We start from the raw sequence: 17643 nt of genomic DNA, 5'->3' as shown, positions 1-17643 counted from the left end.
TAAAATAATAAAAGCCTGTGTAAGTTAAGACACAGGCTTTTTAATGTTTTAATCGCTTTATTAACCTAAGTTATTTAGCCACGAGTAAACTCTGGATAGGCTTCCATACCACAATCAGATTGATCACAACCTTCATATTCTTCGTCTTCGCTGACTCTGATACCGATAATTTTTTTCAGCACAAACCAGACCACAAAACTAGTAGAAAACACCCAAACAAAAATGGTTGCAGCACCAATTAATTGCCCGCTAAAGCTTGATGCACTATTGGTTAATGGCACTAATAATAAGCCCAGTAAACCAACCACGCCGTGTACTGAGATAGCACCCACCGGATCATCAATTTTTATTTTATCTAAGCTGATAATGGATAACACCACCACAATACCTGCAATAGCGCCAAACAAGGTGGCCTGAATAGGTGTTGGTGTTGATGGCTCTGCCGTAATAACCACTAGCCCTGCCAAAGCACCATTTAACGCCATAGTTAAATCTGCTTTTTTAAAGAGCAATTTAGCTAGAACTAACGCCGAGATTGCACCTGCCGCTGCTGCTGCATTGGTATTTAGAAATACCATAGCGACTGAGTGTGAACTCGCAATATCGCCAAGTTTTAATACTGAACCACCGTTAAAGCCAAACCAACCCATCCATAAAATAAAGGTTCCTAACGTTGCCATTGGCAGGTTTGAGCCTGGTATAGCGTTTATTTGGCCATTTTTACCGTATTTACCTTTACGTGCTCCTAACAGTAAAACACCCGCTAATGCCGCGGCTGCACCTGCCATATGTACGATACCCGAGCCAGCAAAGTCAGAAAAACCCAGTTCAGAGAGAGTATATAAACCAAAAACAGCATTACCGCCCCAAGTCCAGCTACCTTCCATTGGGTATATAACGCCGGTTAACACGACCGCAAAGGCTAAAAAGGCCCATAGTTTCATGCGCTCAGCTACTGCACCAGAGACAATTGACATAGCAGTGGCAACAAAAACTACTTGGAAAAAGAAATCAGATGCCGCCGAATATATTGCTGCACCGGTAAAGCCATCTTCTCGTGCTGAAAAGTCTTCTAATACCTTGGCGGGATCTACCGTTTCAATACCGGATAAGAACATGCCGCCGCCATACATAATGTCGTAACCAACAAATAAGTACATCATGCAAGAAATCGCATAGAGCGCGACATTTTTAGTCAAAATTTCTGTGGTATTTTTGGCTCGAACTAAACCGGCTTCTAACATTGAGAAGCCTGCCGCCATCCACATTACCAAGGCGCCACAAATGAGGAAATAAAAGGTATCCATTGCGTACTGAAGTTGAAAAATATTTTGTTCCATAATTTTGCTCCTATATCGCTTCTACGTCTTGTTCACCAGTACGAATTCGCACGGCATGCTCAAGGTCATAAACAAATATTTTGCCATCACCAATTTTACCTGTATGTGCTGCTTCTGCGATGGCATCAACTAACCGTTGCACAACATCATCATTGACCGCAATTTCAAGTTTCACTTTCGGGAGAAAATCTACTTGATATTCAGCTCCCCGATATAATTCGGTATGCCCTTTCTGGCGACCAAAACCTTTTACTTCACTGACCGTTAGGCCTTCAATGCCTATTTCAGAAATAGCCTCTCTGACGCTATCAAGCTTGAATGGTTTTATAATTGCACTTACTAGTTTCATGTTGTTATTCCCTAATTATTATTAACTAATACTTATCAATCTTCATGCCAATTAAAATACTGTATAAAAACAATTAGATAGGAATTTACAGCTTGATGCTGCCGCACCAGGATAGTGCGTATGAAATTTATTTGTCAGCTACTGGTGCAATATTTTCAGCAAGAAAAATTAGCCCCTCTCCATTAAAACAGAGCTAAATGAGTAAGGCTTAATAGCTATATTTTTGTACAAACTGATATGTCAGGCATTAATGTAAAAACTAAAGACCTAATGGCATTAAGCTAAAGGGGGAGGTTTCAATGAGGTATTCAATGAGGTATTCAATGAGGTATTCAATGAGGCATTAAAGGCTGATATTAAGCAGAATTGTTGAAGTTTTCAGTGAGGGATTAAAAGCTGATACTCAAGCAGCCGTTGAGGTTTTTTAAAACCAAAAGATCATTAAAAAAACATCACCGCTAGCGCTTTATTAATGACTAGAGACTGGTATTAAGACTTATATTGATGCATGTAAAGTATCAATATAAGTTGTGGTTAATGTCGCTATAAACAATGAAATGGCATAACCATTAAAAAATCATTGCCGCGCCTGGATTGATAATGGCTAAAATACTTAAGCGCTCAAAGTCACAAAAATTGATCGCCTCTTGTATCGTGTTTTCATCTATCGGTAATTGCTGCAAGGCATCTTCGCTTAATAACAACTCAATAGGGTGTGAGCTACAATCAAACTGACTCAACATTATGCGTTTTGCTAGATACAAGAGTTTAATTTCATCTGTGCTGTAAGAGAAATCGCTATTATCTTGATTACGAATAGGTTCGATAATGCTGTACGGTAATTGCCATTGCTTTAAAAGTTCAGCGCTGCATTCACCGTAAGTAAAACCAAGTTCATGATGTTGCTTTTCCCAAGGGAGCTGTGGTGAAGAAAAATTGTTAGCCGCTAATATTTTTTCTGGCGATATTTGCTGAACAACAAGCTCACCCAAGTTATGTAGTAACCCGATAATAAACAAGCGTTCAGCATTGGGGATATTAAGTTTGCTACCGATATATTTGATAATGAGCGCACAATCCACACTTTTACACCAAAAGTCATCTAAATAGTCCTGTTCAACATTCACTCTTTTAAAGGTACGGTTAGTAAAAAAAGCTATCACTAAATTATAAACTTCAGTAATGCCCAACACGAGTAAGGCTTTAGAGATAGTATCAATTTTTCCTGGATAATTAAAAAATGAGCTATTAGCAAGTTTTAAAATGGTTGCTACTAATGCCGGGTCCAAAAGAATAACATCAGCAATATCGTCAATCGTTGACTGTTCATCATCAATCAACTCTTTAATGCGGACAAAAGAATCTGAAAGTACAAATATTTCACCGGCTGCTTTTGCATAATCGTTCACATTCTTCATAATGATCCTCACATCTCTTTTATCGCTATAACTCACGTAGCGGTAAAATTAAACCGCCCCGTAATAGTTAAAATATAATCTATCCTAGGTAAATTGATTATCCTTGGCAATAATTAACTTACCTGCAAACTAACATGATATGACGTAAATTTACGTAAATTAATCACACCGGTTTCAAAAATCAAATATTGCCCTTTTATCCCGAGTAAAACACCTGAAACTTCGGGCGTTTTATCAAAATTAAAAGATGATATTTTTGTTAAATATTGCTTAACGGGGAAATGCAAGTTAACCACATCCTCATCCAACTCAGTCACGGCATCAGCACCATATTTTAAGCTAACACTTGCCAATTTTTCGGCGATTTTAGGCTTGAGTTCTTCAGCAATAACTTTTAAATCTATCGCTTCTGCACTGCCTTTAAGCATTGCCCGCCAATTGGTTTTATCCGCAATAAATTCAGCTAAAGCAACTTCTACTAACCCTGACTGTAAGCGAGTGCTGACTTTAAAGATAGGTAATGCCTGAGTAGCACCCTGGTCAATCCAACGCGTTGGAATTTGTGTATGACGGGTAATGCCAACCTTTAAACCTGAGGTATTGGCGAGATAGACATAATGCGGGATCATACAATTACTTTCGCCCCATTCTGGCTCTCGACAAGTGCCTTGTTCAAAGTGGCAAGTTTCTGGTTTCATGATACACATGTCACATTGCGCAAGTTTTTGCATACAAGGAAAACAATAACCTTGAGCATAACTTTTTTTGACTTTTCTGCCACAATGCTGACAATCTATATGACCACTAAAATTCAGCGTTAGGTGCTTGCCTATTAGGGGATTTAACTCAACTTCTTGCTCACCGAGCACCATACGGTAATTTACCGTACCATCTGCCGCTAAATCCGCACGCATTTTGCGTAAAGCACCTGTTTCTGTTTGCAACATATCTCAACCTATTATTTTTTCAGGTGGCAATAGTATAAAAATCACCAACTAGCAGCCAGTATTAATTCATTTTTATCTCGAATCTCAACAAAAAAATTGCGAAAATGCATCATTAGCTCTCTGATCAGACTTTATTACTATGTGGTACGTTTATTTTCTTCGTTGTGCCGACAATAGCCTTTATGCGGGTATTACCACCTCACTTGAACGACGGGTACTTGAGCACAACGAATGTAACAAAAAAGCGGCAAAATATACCCGAGCTCGCCGTCCGGTAACTTTAGCTTACGCTGAATCTCAACCAAATCGACAGCAAGCAAGTCGTCGCGAGTATCAACTTAAGCAACTTAGCAAACATAATAAAGAACAACTCGTTTATAACTATTCGCTGCAGCTGTTAGCTTAAAGGCCTTAGTTTTACTGGTCTGCTTTGTCAGTTAAATATTAATAAGCTTCGATTTTGACTAAGCATACTGATAGAATAGCACCGATTTCAATAGCTTAAAGTGATGACAAGACTCCATGTTTTTAGAGAATTATTGCCGAATTTCGGATGATAAAATTAGTTTCACACGTCAACAGGCGAGTGATTTTGCTAAACAAATTGCTGATGATTTTAATCCTCTACATGACATAAACGCTAAACGCTTTTGTGTTCCAGGTGACTTACTGTTTTCATTAATATTAGAGCGCGCAGGATTGCACCAAGAAATGAGCTTTAGATTTTCTGGTATGGTCACAGACGCCACTACCTTAAATATTCCAACAGAAATCAACAGCACCGCGCGTATTACTGACGATAAACAAAAAGAATATTTGAATATGTCGGTGGCCGGTAATCACACAAAAAATAGCCAATCGATTGAAGCATTAACGCGCGCTTATGTTGAATTTTCAGGACATACTTTTCCACATATTTTGGTCGACTTAATGCAAAAGAATAAGGTGATGATCAACCCAACTCGCCCTATGGTTATGTATGAAAGTATGTCTATTAAACTGGATAATCTTGATTTTCAAGATATCACCTTACGTTTATCTTCAACCACTTTAGCGATAGAAGGCAAACGCGGTAACGCCTGTTTATCATTTGATTTAGTTTCACAAGAAAAAATCATCGGCCACGGTAAAAAGTTCATGCTACTAAGTGGCTTGCGAGACTACTGCCAAGAGACCATTGATAGTATTGTCACGCAATATAATCATACTAAAGCCCAGTATATCGCCCAGAAAAGTTAACGATATAATAAAAGTGAGTCATTGAGATTAAAGCTAATGACTCACTTTTATTAGCGCTTAAATTAAGCACTATGCAAGCCGTTACAATCACATCTCACCTGCTATTAACGACCTAATTTTCTCCCCAACCAAGACAAACCTTGATCTGTTTTTACTGCCGCTTGACGAAAGTAGCCTTGGCTTTTTTTTAAGCCTATTTTTGCCCACGGGTATTCCAAACTTAACATCGCTAAACCCAGCGGTATAAAAATCATCGCAGGGCCAGGCAGTAAGATAAAAACCATACCGAGCAATAAGCATAAAAAACCTAGCATAATGCTTGCGATGCGCTTTATTTTTAATAGTCTATTTTTTTGCATACTTTACGCCCTCTTTACTGTTAACTTGTCTATAAGCCTATTTAACAATCCTACTTAACAAGTTAAGAGCAAAAGCCGTTCCAAAAATAATTATCATTAGTTATCAAACAACTAAATTCAAAACACCTTGAAGTCATGATACTCAAGTGGTGTAAAAGACAATCAATTCGTGAATATTACAAACACAAGCTTAATAGCTGTTTTCAAATTCAGTTTGTTGGCTACGCTTGTCTTCAACACATTTAGCAAAATCTTGTATAGATTTTGGTCGAGCACACTTTTTCGCTGGTTGATAAAATACCAGCCAAGCCTGTAACTGTTCACCTTGATATTTTGAACGCATCACTAGAGGGTTATTGCTAGCAAAAGGCACTAAAGCTTTACTATTTTTGTATAGCTTAAGGGCAGCGGATTGACTACGGTTTTTATTTTGTGCTTTCTTACTAGCGAGCTTTTGCTTTGATTTCTTCTCTTGCTTGGACTTGGACTTACCTTTAGCTTTAGACTTAGCTTTAAGTTTACCGGTTTCACAGCGCCACCATCTATCGCGTGCTTTAGCTTCTTTGCTCGACAAACTATGACTGCGTTTATGTGTACTGGCTTGGCGTTGTTGCGCTTGAATATTATCGAGTTTTTGACGATAGTCTTGGCAGTGTTTTTTCCCCGCTGTCGTTGAAAATGAAGCGCATAAAAGCATCAACATTAGGCTACAAAGCATTATCCGTTTCATCGACTATCATCCATTAAATTCTATTTTATGCAAAAGTGTAGTCAACATTGAAGAAATTTCGACCTTAAATAGTTGTTTTCCTAAAGTATTGTTTAAGTATTTTTTAAGTAAGTCACCAAACGAATAGCCCAAAATGCTGAAATGCTTCTATACTTTCTTTAAAACTGCCCAAGATATTCGTTTTGATCATTTGGGCTCAGATACTGAAAAGGAACAAGGATGTTTCAAGCAACCACATATCAAAAAATTTTCTGCTTTAACTTTTTAATCTTCGTATTCCCCTGCGTACTTGCTCAGCAAGCAAACCTAGAAATAAAAAAGCCACAAAAGCCTCGGCTACAGCTTGCTACTAAATATCAGCAGAGCGCGGTTATTGAAGATTACTGGGTAAGCGAGAAGTTAGACGGTGTTCGCGGATACTGGACTGGACAACAACTATTAACCCGCAATGGTAATGTCTTGTCACCACCGGGTTGGTTTATTGAACATTGGCCTAACATACCTATGGGGGGTGAACTTTGGAGCGGCCGAGGACAATTTGCCCAAATCAGCGCCTGTGTTCGACGTAAACACTCAGATGGAAAATGCTGGAAAAAGCTTAAATTAATGCTTTTCGACTTACCCAATCACAGCGCTGATTTTACTCAGCGTATTGTGACCATGAAGCAATTGATAGCCAGTAATAGCTCGCCTTACCTCGCGATGATTAAGCAAAAAAAGCTAGCCAGTAATATGGCCTTGTATGATCTGTTGGATGACACTGTTGCTCATAATGGCGAGGGCTTAATGCTGCACCTAGCATCAGCAAATTATCAAAGTGGCCGTAGCAAGAGCTTATTAAAACTAAAAATATATCAAGACGCTGAAGCGCTAGTCATTGCGCATACGCTAGGTAAAGGAAAATACCAGGGTTTACTGGGCGCCGTTAAAGTAAAAACCCCCGAAGGTATCACGTTTAAAATAGGCACAGGTTTTTCCGATCAGCAGCGCCAGCAACCACCTAAAATTGGCAGCATAATAACCTATAAATACATTGGTAAAACACAACGGGGTGTGCCAAAATTTGCCAGCTTTCTTCGCATTAAAAATCAACATTAGTCGCACAAATCAACTTAACCAATTTAAGGCGCATTAAATTATGGAGTTTCATTTATGGCTATCACTCGTGGTTATTTGTATTCTTGGTGCTCTTTCACCAGGCCCAAGCTTGGCCGTAGTGATTAAAAACACTTTAAATGGTGGTGCAGGCCAAGGTTATGCCACCGCCATCAGTCACGGCTTAGGTGTGGCGTTATATGCGGCAATAACCGCAACAGGTATCGGCCTGCTTATCGTGCAATCACCCGTGTTGTTTTCAGCCATAAAATACGCTGGTGCGGCTTTTCTTTTGTACTTGGGTATTAAAGCGCTAATGAGTAAACAACAAAACATTCAGTTTGTCCAACAAGGTAAAACAATAGATCCAACCATTAATGGTTGGCGAGATGGTTTTTTGATTGCTTTTTTGAACCCTAAATTAGCGATTTTTTTTCTCGCTTTATTTAGTCAGTTTGTTGATCCTAATGCAGGTTGGCAGCAAAAAGCTGTGATGACCGCCACTGTCGGCATTATTGATATGCTGTGGTATGTCATTATTGCTTTTATGATGTCACGCGGGCCTATTTTAGAAAAATTAAAAGCTAATAGTCATCTGGTAGACAAGGTTACCGGTAGCTTTTTGATTTTATTGGCCGCACGCGTGGTGTTAAATTAAGACTATCTAAAGTGGACAAATGTTCACTAGCTGAGACAAATAATAATAAGGTTTGCTTGACCCTAAACTAGACAAGCAAACTAGACAGGAAAAAATTGAAATTTATGCACTCGGTTTATATATAAAATACAAACATTTAAGCCCTTTACCTTGATGCGCTTCTTTAAATACTGCGGGTGTCTTAAGTTGATACTGAAAAACGCACTCAGGGCATTCTCTTGCAACCTCAGCCATTAAAAAATCCACATTAAGATCAGGAGAGTTTAAGCACAACAATACATCACCATTATCTGACATTAGCTCAGGCAAGCGACGAATAATTTTCTTATAGTCTCTGACAATATCAACACTCCCTTTTTGAAAAGATGGCGGATCGCACACTAATAACTGATACGGTCCATACCTTTTCAGGCGTCCATAAGACTTAAAAATGTCAACACCTTCAAAAATAACTTTGCTGAGATCTTGTTGGTTTAATCTATGGTTTTCTCGACCTTTAGTTAATGAGCTTTTGCTCATGTCAACGTTCACCACTTTACTGGCGTTACCAGCCAATGCCGCAACAGAAAAAGCACAAGTATAAGAGAATAAATTTAATACCTGCTTATTTTCACTATGCTTTTGAACCCAGTCTCGGCCATTACGCATATCCAAAAACAAACCTGAATTTTGCGCTTTACCTAAACTAATATGGTATTTCAAACCATACTCTACAGCACACAAGTCAGTGACTTCCTGCCCCCAGAGCAATTCACATGGAGCAAATTTACGGCAGCGGTATTGCACTTGAATTGATTGACACTTATCGCTCAAAGTCTGTAAAGCCGCTACTTGTTCTGCTAGCCAATGAGCTTCAACTTCTTGATATAAACTGATCAAAATGACGGGTTCAAACCAATCAACATTGACATGTGACAATGCGGGGTATGCATGGCCACGGCCATGAAATAGTCGCTGGCTTTCACTAAAATCAGATACGGAGATAAATTCAATCATTATAAGCAGCTCTAGCTAGAAAAAATAAGGCCGGATAATAACAAATTATCCGGCCTTAAGTCTTATTTAACGTGTTTTATTCATCTTAAATTATGCTTGCTTACCAAATGTTTAAAAGCCAAAGATGCTATAGCCAAAGAATTTTTGCAGCACAGTATTAATAAAGATAGCAAAAACAATAACAGGGATAAAAGTACCTAAAGAGAAGTTAATATACTTTTCGGCCCAAGACCCTATATAGTTTGCATTACCTCTCGCTAGCTCTTCAGATAAATTAAGTTTCTTCCAACGATAGCTAACAAATACACATAATAAAAAGCCATTCAAGGGTAAAATAGTCTCGTAGAAAACATCATATACCACATCAAAAAATGACCGAACGCCGCCGGCATATGAGGTAAACTCGGTAAAGAATGACACCATACCAAACGACAAGGTAGCAAAAATAGTGAGTAGCCCAGCACTCATCAATAATATTGACAATGCTTTCTTACGGCTGTGTTTTTTCTCTGTGACTAGATAGGAAACCGGTACTTCTAAAATTGACACTAGTGAGGTGATGGCAGCAAAGAATACTAAAGTGAAGAAAAATGCCGCAACAGCACTCGCGCCGATGTAACCGATTGAGCTTTGTAATGCTAAAAATATTTTAGGTAAAAAGGTAAAAATTAATGACACTGAACTATCACTTAATTCAGCTGGATTAACGTTGGGATTAAATGAAAATACCGCGGGTAAAATCATTAAGCCAGCGATGAATGCTACCGCCGTATCGGTCAGAGCAACAAGTTTTGCGGAGCCAACAATATCCGTTTTACGGTCAATATAAGAGCCATAAGTGATCAATATCCCCATACCTAGAGACAAGGAGAAAAATGCTTGTGACAAAGCGCCATTAATTACCGATGGGGTAATTTTAGCAACATCCGGAATTAAAAAGAACTCAACACCTAAAAGCGCATTCTCTAGTGTTAGGACATAACCCACCATAATCAGTAGCATAATAAACAAGGTTGGCATCAATATTTTTGAGGCGCGCTCAATGCCATCTTTAACACCCGCCACAAGAATAAAGTTAATAATGGCTGCCACGACAATCATACCCAAAAATAAGTAGGGGCTATTAACAAACTCACTAAAGCCGTTATTACTGGCTAAATAATCTAAATTACCGCTTAGTGTTAGCACAAGATAGCCAAAAATCCATACCGTTATCACCATATAAAATACAGCAATCATAAAGGGCGTTAACACGCCAAGAAAACCTGCCGCCCCCCAAGCTTTACTACCGCCACTCAACGCTTTGTAAGCCCCCACCGGTTCTTTCGCGGTTTTGCGACCAACGGCCATTTCAGCAACCATCACAGGTAAGCATATAAGTAAAACAAAAACAGCGTACATTAATAAAAATGCACCACCACCGTTTTTGGCCGCATTCACTGGAAAGCCAACCAAATTACCAATACCAACTGCAGAACCCGCAGCGGCTAAAATGAACCCTAAGCGGGAACTGAAATGCTCTCTTTCTGTACTCATAAGTATCCTTCGTTGTATTTTTTTAGGGCTAATAATTATAATTTTTTACTTCACAGCGCCCGTTTTTATTGAGGTAACTTTTATTAACTGATCGATGCTAGCAGGCTTCTTTAATAAAGTCTTGTTTTTAACCGCAGCATTTATCGAGTAGCCTGTATAATATTTGTTGCACTTGTTAAGCCCCATTAACCATAAAACTTTACGTTCATAATATTGAAGATATTATCGGTTTCTATTGTCGCGAAATTTGCCGCAATTTCTAAATCATCTGTTGATATTTTCAAGGCCTGACATAGTGTTGCATCAATACTATCATCGTAACTAAAAATCTCCGGATGACACGCGACTAATGCCAATCTTGAGGCTAAATACAGCACGTTAACATCTTTATTGAGTTCAATATTATGGGCATTATTATAGTGGCGAATAGGTAAAATTATTTTTTCTGGTAACTGCCAAATTTTAAGTAACTCAGCAGAGACTTCAGCGTAACTAAAACCCAATACCTGTTGCTGTAATTGCCACGGTAATACATCCGCATTATAAGCTTCGCATTGCTTTGCTAACGCGGGCGAAATTTTGGCCACAATAAGCTCGCCAAAATTTTGTAATAAGCCCGCAACAAATAGCCGTTCTATGTCTCGAATTCCGGCGGTAATGGCTAAGTTCTTTGTCACTAAACCACAAAATACACTGAGACGCCAAAAGCGCTTTAAATCGATCGACTGATTTGAAAAGTGCTTAAAGGCTGTCGCGGCTACGTCGACTAGCATCAGGTTGTAGATGGCTTGCGTACCAATAATAGTAATGGCACGTGAAATGGTACTGATCTCACCCGGGAAGCTGTAAATGGCACTATTAGACATTTGTAATAAACGCGATGTCATCGAGGGATCCACACGGATGACATTGGCGAAATCTTCTAGCGTAGAACTCTCATCTTCCATTAAGGCTTTTATTTTAAAACACGCGTCGGGTAAGGCAAAAGAACCATTGGCTTGCTGGGCATATTCAAGAGCATTCATTAATTCATAATTTCCTTATTTAAGCGCTTCACGACTGAATTTAATCGCCCTAATTAAAAGCTTGTCAGTTTATTTATTGCCCAAATGTTGAACCAAAAAAATCATCACTATGCCACTCTGGTCGTGCCACTTGGTTAGCAATTTCTAAACCTATCATCATATTAACCAATGCAAAGTTAGCCGCCGCTTGGTAATTTATGGGTAAGCTGATTTCGTCACTGTGTTGGTGGTAATGATTTTTCAAGAAATCACCAAATACTGCACCACCATCAATACTTGCATCTGTTGATTTAAAACCTGTCATTAAAAAGACCGATGGAATGCCAACCTTAACAAAGCTGTAATGATCACTACGGGTAAAAAGCGCCTGTTCTGGCATTGGGTCTTCACTCAGTTCTATATCGATTTTCTGTGCTGCTGTCGCGACAATTTTCCCCATCGTTGAATGAGTAGAGCCAAAAGCGATAACATCAGCAAAAGGATATAAAATTAACGGCATATCTAAATTCACATTGGCGACTAATTGCGACACAGGTAGGGTGGGATTATTGGCAAAATAACTCGAACCTAGCAAACCTTTTTCTTCGCCGGTCACGACAACAAACAACACTGAACGTTTTGGCTTAATTGGCATTTGTGCTAATAAACGTGCGGTTTCAAGTAAAATGGCCACACCCGAAGCATTATCTAAGGCGCCATTATTGATAGTGTCTTCATTGTCACTATCAACGCTTATGCCAATGTGATCAAGGTGGGCACTAAAGACAACATATTCGTTTTTTAATTTTTCATCGCTACCTGTAACGGCAGCGATAATATTAGGGCTAGTGATCTGTTCATGACGTGAGCGGTTTTTCAAGGTAACTTGATAAGGCAAAGCAAAACCTTTAATGGCCATATCATTAGTGTCGGCAGCATAAATATCCGCTAGTGTGCTTGCTGCGCCTACAAATAACGCCTCGGCTGCCTCTGGGGCTATATAAGCTCCTGTTATAATTTTTTCTTGTTTACCAAACGGCATATTATCTTGAGTAAGCCAGCTGACACTCGGCGCTTTTGCATATTGCGCTGATTTTTCAAAACTGCGCACTTTTTCACGCTTGGGACTGTGTATCGTAATAAAACCGATAGCACCATGTTCTGCAGCATGTCGACTCTTCTCGGCATTTGAGCCGATATGTGCACCTTCTTCAGAGGGTAAATCATCAGGTCGGCCGGTTAAAGCAACAACAATTTTGCCATTAACATCAATGTTTTCATAATCGTTATAACCAAACTCTGCAGATATAACCCCGTAACCAACAAACACGGTTGGGGCGGTAATCGCCGTTTCATTTTGTAAGCTTGAGCCTGACATTAAAAAATCGGTCAAAAAATTCAGTTCAATGTCGCCCGCTAAGCCATGAATAGTTGCTTGGGCAGAGTCGTCAATAAGATAACTTTTACGAAATCGGACTTGCTGTTCAAAACCGAGAGACTCATTGGTGATATTGCTCCCTTGTGGAGTTAACCCCAGCTGCTTAAAATAAGATTTCACATAGTTGGCCGCAATTTGGTAGCCACTACTACCGGTATCTCTACCCTGTAAGGTGTCATCAGCCAGAAATTCTATATGGGCTTTGATATTGTCAGCATTAACCTCACTAGATAAGTCTTTTAGGTTAATTTGCAAGGGCGCAGAGGTTGGCTTATTACAGCCAAATAAAGCGATGATAGCCAGGGCAACTAGGCTTGATTTTTTGATTATCTTTGATGGGTATATATTCATGGTATTTCATTAACCTCTACCAATTGGACACTTAAATTACTTGCTAATTGGGCAATTAATGCAGTCATTTGGTTTTATTATTTTATAATTACATTTGGCCTATTTAGCAATATACCTGACTAAAATTGGCTAAAAACATCTCAAGACACTATATCGACTGTCATGTAAGAAAACTAGTTCCACATTGCAAAAGCAAACGCTGGCTAAACCAAGCAGTGTTAATATAACTTTGCACGCTTGTGCTTGTTAGTCGAAAATAGGTACGCCCGAGTAGCGCTTTACATGCTCCATAACCACATAAGTATGGGTTTGAGAGACTCCTGGCAACTCAACAATATTACCTAATAGTATCCGATAGGCTTCCATATTTTCAAAACGTAATTTTAATAAATAATCAAAGCCACCAACTACCATGTGGCATTCAGCTACTTCTTTAATTTCAATAACCTGTGCACGAAATTTATTAAATATATCCGCAGTGGTACGATCAAGGGTCACTTGAATAAAAGCTGTCATGCCATAATTTAATTTACTGGCATTTAAAAAAGCACCGTAGCGCTCGATATAGCCTTCTTGTTCAAGACGTTTTACCCGCTCTAAGCACGGGCTAGCACTTAAATTGACTCGTTGTGCCAGTGTACTATTTGAAATTCGACCATTTTTTTGTAAAGCATCTAAAATAGTTAAATCGATACGGTCTAAGGTTTTAGGTTTGTTACTTGTCATTTTCAGTCAATTTTATGGTTAATCACTTTATTTACAGCATAAATTACCGCAAACAGCTAAAAAACTCCAACACATTCAAATTTTAGTTCATTTAAATGCAGAGCAAAAATAGCCCTTATGATGATAAAATAATTATTTGGCTAAGGTTAGATCTAAAAAATCCACACATAAGATCGTTATTAGTGGATTTTTACCGCATTTTTCTTTCAGTACTAAATGCTAGGGTTTAGCTTTGACTGAACAAAAGGCTAGTTATTTCTTCGGCTGGTAACGGTTTAAAATAGTAATAACCTTGACCATAAACACAGCCCATTGCTCTTAATAATTGCGCATCCGATTCATGTTCAATACCTTCACCCACCGTCTCCATATTTAAATTGGCGGCTAAATCAATAATGGTTTTAATGATCGCTTGATGATTACTTCTTTCGTGCACACTATTAATAAAAGAACGATCTATCTTGATCACATCCATTGGAAAACGATGCAAATAGCTTAAACTCGAATAGCCGGTACCAAAATCGTCGAGTAATATCTTCACACCCATTTTGTTCAATAACCGCATATTTTCGAGCACAACATCACTATTGTCTAACAAAGCTCGCTCGGTCAATTCGACACGAATTTGATGCGGTTGCACACCGGTTTTATCGATAATAGCTTGAATATCTTGCGGTAAATGTAAACTGAAAAAATGATTACAATATAAGTTACAACTGACATAAAGTTGATCTGAGCCTGAACTCTGCTGCCACAGTTTGAGTTGTTGGCATGATTTTTCTAGAATTTGTAAATCAATCGCCATCACTAAATTGGTTTCTTCTGCTAGTGCTATAAAAGCATCCGGTAACACAAAGCCACGCTTATCACTTTGCCAGCGCGCCAAAGCCTCAAAGCCAACGATCTTACCGTCAACAAGTTGTACTATAGGTTGAAAGTAAGGCATAAATTCTTGGTTATCAATGCCCTCTCGAATATCAGTTTCCAGTGACAAGGCATTTTGCATTTTTGTATGCATACTTGAGTCAAAGACCTCAAAGCGCCCTTTACCGTTATTTTTTGCGTGATACATGGCTATATCGGCATCTCTGAGCATAGAATCCGCGTTGGTGTAGCGTTCGTCATTAAATAACACCCCTATGCTGGTGCCTATAAATATGGTCTGCTTTTCAATGATAAAGGGTGAAGATAACAAGGCTGTTATGCGATCGGCAATTTCATATGTTCCAGCAGTGCTTTCTATATTTTCTATTAAAATAACAAATTCATCACCACCTAAGCGCGCAACAGTGTCATTGCCTCTGACCACGTCAATTAACGCTCGAGCAATTTCTTTCAATAACAGGTCGCCAGCGTGATGACCTAAATTGTCGTTGACCATTTTAAAGCGGTCTAAATCTAGGAAAAATACAGCAAATTTAAATTCTGGTCGCCGTTTATTACAAGCAATAGCACTATTTAATACCTCAATAAATACGCCTCGATTAGGTAAACCGGTGAGAATATCGTGTGAGGCAGCATGCTGCAGTTGTTTTTCGGCTGCTTTACGCTGTTTAATTTCATCTTCTAAATCGGCAGTGCGCAGTTTTACTTGGTGCTCTAACAGTTCATGCGCTTTGCGCTCATTATCAGTAATTTTACGACGATTCATCGCTGAGGCCACATGGCGTGAAACAAATCGCAATAACTCAGCATCTTGTTCCGTAAAACATATGGCTTGCTGGTAACTTTGTAAAACCATAGCACCGAGCATTTCACCCGCATGAACTAATGGCACGCCAAGCCACGATACAACATTAACATCCGGCTTAATGGTTTTACCTTGTTGATGTAACGCTAACATAGCTTGCTGGTCTAGCAACACAGTTTCGCCGCTTCTTAAAACTAATTCAGTAAAATGGTTTGACAGTTTTCTTGCTTGATAATTTTGGTCGGTGTTATTACAGCCTTGGTCAAGGAGATAAGCAAAAAACAGTTCATCATCTATTTGATTATATTCAGCAATATAAAAATTTTCTGCATTGATTAACTGTCCAACAATGTTGTGCACCATGTTGTAAAAAGTATCAATATCTAAATCGTGATCATTGGTGAGTTCTGAAATTCGGTATAACGACTCTTGCAGTAACTCCGCTTTCTCTCGATCGCGAATTTGTGCCATTAATTCTTGTGTACGTGCATCAACAGCGGCTTGTAATCGCTCTCGATCCTGTAAGCGCGTTAATGCAGTGACAATATGTTGAGCGGCAAATTCCAGTAAATCTCGTTCATACTCTTGATAGCGCGTTGCTGCAGAGTAACTTTGCACGGCCATAAGCCCGATGACAAAACCATCATGTATCAAAGGTACGCCAAGCCAATCGATGCCGGAGGCTCCAATAGACTTAATTTTTTTCTCTTGCGCTAGTTGTGCAATAACTTCTGGTGTCGCCAATAAGGCTTTTCCATGTTCAATAACATAATTTGTTATTGAACCTTTAAAGTCATCCATGGGGTAAACACCCAGCTCCATTTTGTCTTTCTCATCAATATGATAAACAATCTCTACGGTAGATAATGTTTGTTCATATAGCACGATGTAAAAGTTATTGGCACTCATCACAGTAGCAATGACGTGATGAACTTGTTTAAAAAATTCACTAAGGTCAACACAATCAATTGATAATTGGTTTAGGGTCAATAAGGTGGTGTAGCGGTCTTGAAGCTTTTGATACTCGTTCAATAATGTAAGAGATTCTTTTGCCGAACCTGTATTTGAATTGGCTAATGTATCTAATGAATTTGTCAACTTTTACACCATACTGCACAGTTAAATGTTTATTATGAGGCTGATTATATATCCCCAAATTTTTTACATACCATTTAAAGTATCAAAAAACAGGCAATACATATAGCTAAAAACTTACTTTTACTGGCTAATTTTTTGAGACTCAACAACTTCTGCTTTATTGCCACAAACGCCAGTTTGTTTCTCGTCGCGATAGTAGCGAATATCAATACAATCTTGTTGGTATCTGCGTTCCAATTCTGTGCGTATCAAAGGTTTATTTTTAGTGTTAATAATTTGTTTATGCAATGACTGACATTGCTGCACTTGCTCTGCAGCTAATGTTACATCTTCACAAGCACTATTATTGCTACTACATGCTGAAAAAAACACCACGGAGGAAACTATCAGAGCCAGGTTTTTTATCATCTTACTTCTCTTTGATTTACAAAATTCGTTAATAACCAATAATAACCGATAATGAGATGGTTATGAACACTAAAATATCCCTGTGTTAGGTAAAGACGGTACAAACTCAATACAAAGTTATTTAACCTAAAGTAAAATAAACATTATTATTGGCTTTATCACCACCGAGAGTCAATTCGCCGCTTTTCCTTTAACTTATCTATTTGTAGCTAGCGTATATTTAACTAGAATATAGAACACTTGTGGTACTCATCAATGGAT

At 38.6% G+C, this 17643-nt stretch carries 17 protein-coding genes; 4 read left to right on the top strand and 13 right to left on the bottom strand.

Annotated features, from left to right (window positions below; all coding sequences use genetic code 11):
* Nucleotides 1-74 precede the first annotated feature (74 nt).
* The 4 genes from H4J41_RS06190 to H4J41_RS06175 form a co-directional block, all read right to left on the bottom strand.
* Nucleotides 75-1340, bottom strand: coding sequence for an ammonium transporter (locus H4J41_RS06190; protein WP_182136610.1), 1266 nt, complete (start codon nt 1338-1340; stop codon nt 75-77).
* 10 nt (nt 1341-1350) lie between these two features.
* Entirely contained in the window at nt 1351-1689 is a 339-nt protein-coding gene (locus H4J41_RS06185) for a P-II family nitrogen regulator (RefSeq protein WP_182136611.1), read from the bottom strand.
* Nucleotides 1690-2258: 569 nt separating this feature from the next.
* Nucleotides 2259-3107, bottom strand: coding sequence for an HDOD domain-containing protein (locus H4J41_RS06180; protein WP_182136612.1), 849 nt, complete (start codon nt 3105-3107; stop codon nt 2259-2261).
* Between the two features lie 113 nt (nt 3108-3220).
* Nucleotides 3221-4021 carry a DUF2797 domain-containing protein gene (locus tag H4J41_RS06175; RefSeq protein WP_404842475.1) on the bottom strand — a complete coding sequence of 267 codons (801 nt, stop codon included), beginning with the start codon at nt 4019-4021 and terminating at the stop codon, nt 3221-3223.
* Nucleotides 4022-4193: 172 nt separating this feature from the next.
* On the opposite strand from H4J41_RS06175, the gene H4J41_RS06170 reads away from it, so the two are divergent.
* Together H4J41_RS06170 and H4J41_RS06165 are read left to right on the top strand one after the other, a co-directional pair.
* Nucleotides 4194-4460 carry a GIY-YIG nuclease family protein gene (locus H4J41_RS06170; protein WP_182136614.1) on the top strand — a complete coding sequence of 89 codons (267 nt, stop codon included), beginning with the start codon at nt 4194-4196 and terminating at the stop codon, nt 4458-4460.
* Nucleotides 4461-4576: 116 nt separating this feature from the next.
* Nucleotides 4577-5293 carry a DUF3581 family protein gene (locus H4J41_RS06165; protein ID WP_182136615.1) on the top strand — a complete coding sequence of 239 codons (717 nt, stop codon included), beginning with the start codon at nt 4577-4579 and terminating at the stop codon, nt 5291-5293.
* A 104-nt stretch (nt 5294-5397) separates the two neighbouring features.
* Here H4J41_RS06165 and H4J41_RS06160 read toward each other — a convergent pair whose 3' ends face one another.
* Both H4J41_RS06160 and H4J41_RS06155 read right to left on the bottom strand, forming a co-directional pair.
* Nucleotides 5398-5652, bottom strand: a complete 255-nt coding sequence (locus H4J41_RS06160; RefSeq protein ID WP_182136616.1) for a PGPGW domain-containing protein — start codon at nt 5650-5652, stop codon at nt 5398-5400.
* A gap of 190 nt (nt 5653-5842) precedes the next feature.
* Nucleotides 5843-6382 carry a hypothetical protein gene (locus H4J41_RS06155; RefSeq protein WP_182136617.1) on the bottom strand — a complete coding sequence of 180 codons (540 nt, stop codon included), beginning with the start codon at nt 6380-6382 and terminating at the stop codon, nt 5843-5845.
* Between the two features lie 219 nt (nt 6383-6601).
* Here H4J41_RS06155 and H4J41_RS06150 point away from each other — a divergent pair, with 219 nt between their 5' ends.
* Nucleotides 6602-7480, top strand: coding sequence for a DNA ligase (locus H4J41_RS06150; protein WP_182136618.1), 879 nt, complete (start codon nt 6602-6604; stop codon nt 7478-7480).
* Between the two features lie 40 nt (nt 7481-7520).
* On the top strand, nt 7521-8135 hold the full coding sequence (locus H4J41_RS06145; protein ID WP_182136619.1) for a LysE family translocator: 615 nt from the start codon (nt 7521-7523) through the stop codon (nt 8133-8135).
* 102 nt (nt 8136-8237) lie between these two features.
* Here the strand turns inward: H4J41_RS06145 and H4J41_RS06140 are convergent, their stop codons facing one another.
* The 7 genes from H4J41_RS06140 to H4J41_RS06110 form a co-directional block, all read right to left on the bottom strand.
* Nucleotides 8238-9131: a class I SAM-dependent methyltransferase gene (locus H4J41_RS06140; protein ID WP_182136620.1), complete on the bottom strand. Its 894-nt coding sequence runs from the start codon at nt 9129-9131 to the stop codon at nt 8238-8240.
* Between the two features lie 111 nt (nt 9132-9242).
* On the bottom strand, nt 9243-10667 hold the full coding sequence (locus H4J41_RS06135) for a sodium-dependent transporter (protein ID WP_182136621.1): 1425 nt from the start codon (nt 10665-10667) through the stop codon (nt 9243-9245).
* 185 nt (nt 10668-10852) lie between these two features.
* Nucleotides 10853-11692, bottom strand: a complete 840-nt coding sequence (locus H4J41_RS06130) for an HDOD domain-containing protein (protein ID WP_182136622.1) — start codon at nt 11690-11692, stop codon at nt 10853-10855.
* 73 nt (nt 11693-11765) lie between these two features.
* The gene (locus tag H4J41_RS06125) at nt 11766-13460 is read right to left on the bottom strand and encodes a M28 family metallopeptidase (RefSeq protein ID WP_182136623.1); all 1695 of its coding nucleotides are present in this window, start codon (nt 13458-13460) and stop codon (nt 11766-11768) included.
* 246 nt (nt 13461-13706) lie between these two features.
* Complete coding sequence (locus tag H4J41_RS06120; RefSeq protein WP_182136624.1) at nt 13707-14186, bottom strand: winged helix-turn-helix transcriptional regulator; 480 nt, start codon at nt 14184-14186, stop codon at nt 13707-13709.
* 226 nt (nt 14187-14412) lie between these two features.
* Complete coding sequence (locus H4J41_RS06115; protein ID WP_182136625.1) at nt 14413-16974, bottom strand: EAL domain-containing protein; 2562 nt, start codon at nt 16972-16974, stop codon at nt 14413-14415.
* 120 nt (nt 16975-17094) lie between these two features.
* Nucleotides 17095-17382 carry a hypothetical protein gene (locus H4J41_RS06110; RefSeq protein ID WP_182136626.1) on the bottom strand — a complete coding sequence of 96 codons (288 nt, stop codon included), beginning with the start codon at nt 17380-17382 and terminating at the stop codon, nt 17095-17097.
* Nucleotides 17383-17643 lie beyond the last annotated feature (261 nt).

Source organism: Colwellia sp. MB3u-45 (assembly GCF_014077005.1).
GTDB lineage: Bacteria > Pseudomonadota > Gammaproteobacteria > Enterobacterales > Alteromonadaceae > Cognaticolwellia.
The sequence above is the reverse complement of the archived record's forward strand: the minus strand, read 5'-3'. Positions and strand labels throughout refer to the sequence as shown.

Bases quoted from the DNA above. Each gene is read 5' to 3' on its own strand.
- H4J41_RS06180 (WP_182136612.1), bottom strand. From the start codon at position 3,107: ATGAAGAATGTGAACGATTATGCAAAAGCAGCCGGTGAAATATTTGTA.
- H4J41_RS06140 (WP_182136620.1), bottom strand. From the start codon at position 9,131: ATGATTGAATTTATCTCCGTATCTGATTTTAGTGAAAGCCAGCGACTA.
- H4J41_RS06175 (WP_404842475.1), bottom strand. From the start codon at position 4,021: ATGCGTGCGGATTTAGCGGCAGATGGTACGGTAAATTACCGTATGGTG.
- H4J41_RS06145 (WP_182136619.1), top strand. From the start codon at position 7,521: ATGGAGTTTCATTTATGGCTATCACTCGTGGTTATTTGTATTCTTGGT.
- H4J41_RS06165 (WP_182136615.1), top strand. From the start codon at position 4,577: ATGTTTTTAGAGAATTATTGCCGAATTTCGGATGATAAAATTAGTTTC.
- H4J41_RS06190 (WP_182136610.1), bottom strand. From the start codon at position 1,340: ATGGAACAAAATATTTTTCAACTTCAGTACGCAATGGATACCTTTTAT.
- H4J41_RS06155 (WP_182136617.1), bottom strand. From the start codon at position 6,382: ATGAAACGGATAATGCTTTGTAGCCTAATGTTGATGCTTTTATGCGCT.
- H4J41_RS06160 (WP_182136616.1), bottom strand. From the start codon at position 5,652: ATGCAAAAAAATAGACTATTAAAAATAAAGCGCATCGCAAGCATTATG.
- H4J41_RS06185 (WP_182136611.1), bottom strand. From the start codon at position 1,689: ATGAAACTAGTAAGTGCAATTATAAAACCATTCAAGCTTGATAGCGTC.
- H4J41_RS06135 (WP_182136621.1), bottom strand. From the start codon at position 10,667: ATGAGTACAGAAAGAGAGCATTTCAGTTCCCGCTTAGGGTTCATTTTA.
- H4J41_RS06110 (WP_182136626.1), bottom strand. From the start codon at position 17,382: ATGATAAAAAACCTGGCTCTGATAGTTTCCTCCGTGGTGTTTTTTTCA.
- H4J41_RS06125 (WP_182136623.1), bottom strand. From the start codon at position 13,460: ATGAATATATACCCATCAAAGATAATCAAAAAATCAAGCCTAGTTGCC.
- H4J41_RS06130 (WP_182136622.1), bottom strand. From the start codon at position 11,692: ATGAATGCTCTTGAATATGCCCAGCAAGCCAATGGTTCTTTTGCCTTA.
- H4J41_RS06120 (WP_182136624.1), bottom strand. From the start codon at position 14,186: ATGACAAGTAACAAACCTAAAACCTTAGACCGTATCGATTTAACTATT.
- H4J41_RS06150 (WP_182136618.1), top strand. From the start codon at position 6,602: ATGTTTCAAGCAACCACATATCAAAAAATTTTCTGCTTTAACTTTTTA.
- H4J41_RS06170 (WP_182136614.1), top strand. From the start codon at position 4,194: ATGTGGTACGTTTATTTTCTTCGTTGTGCCGACAATAGCCTTTATGCG.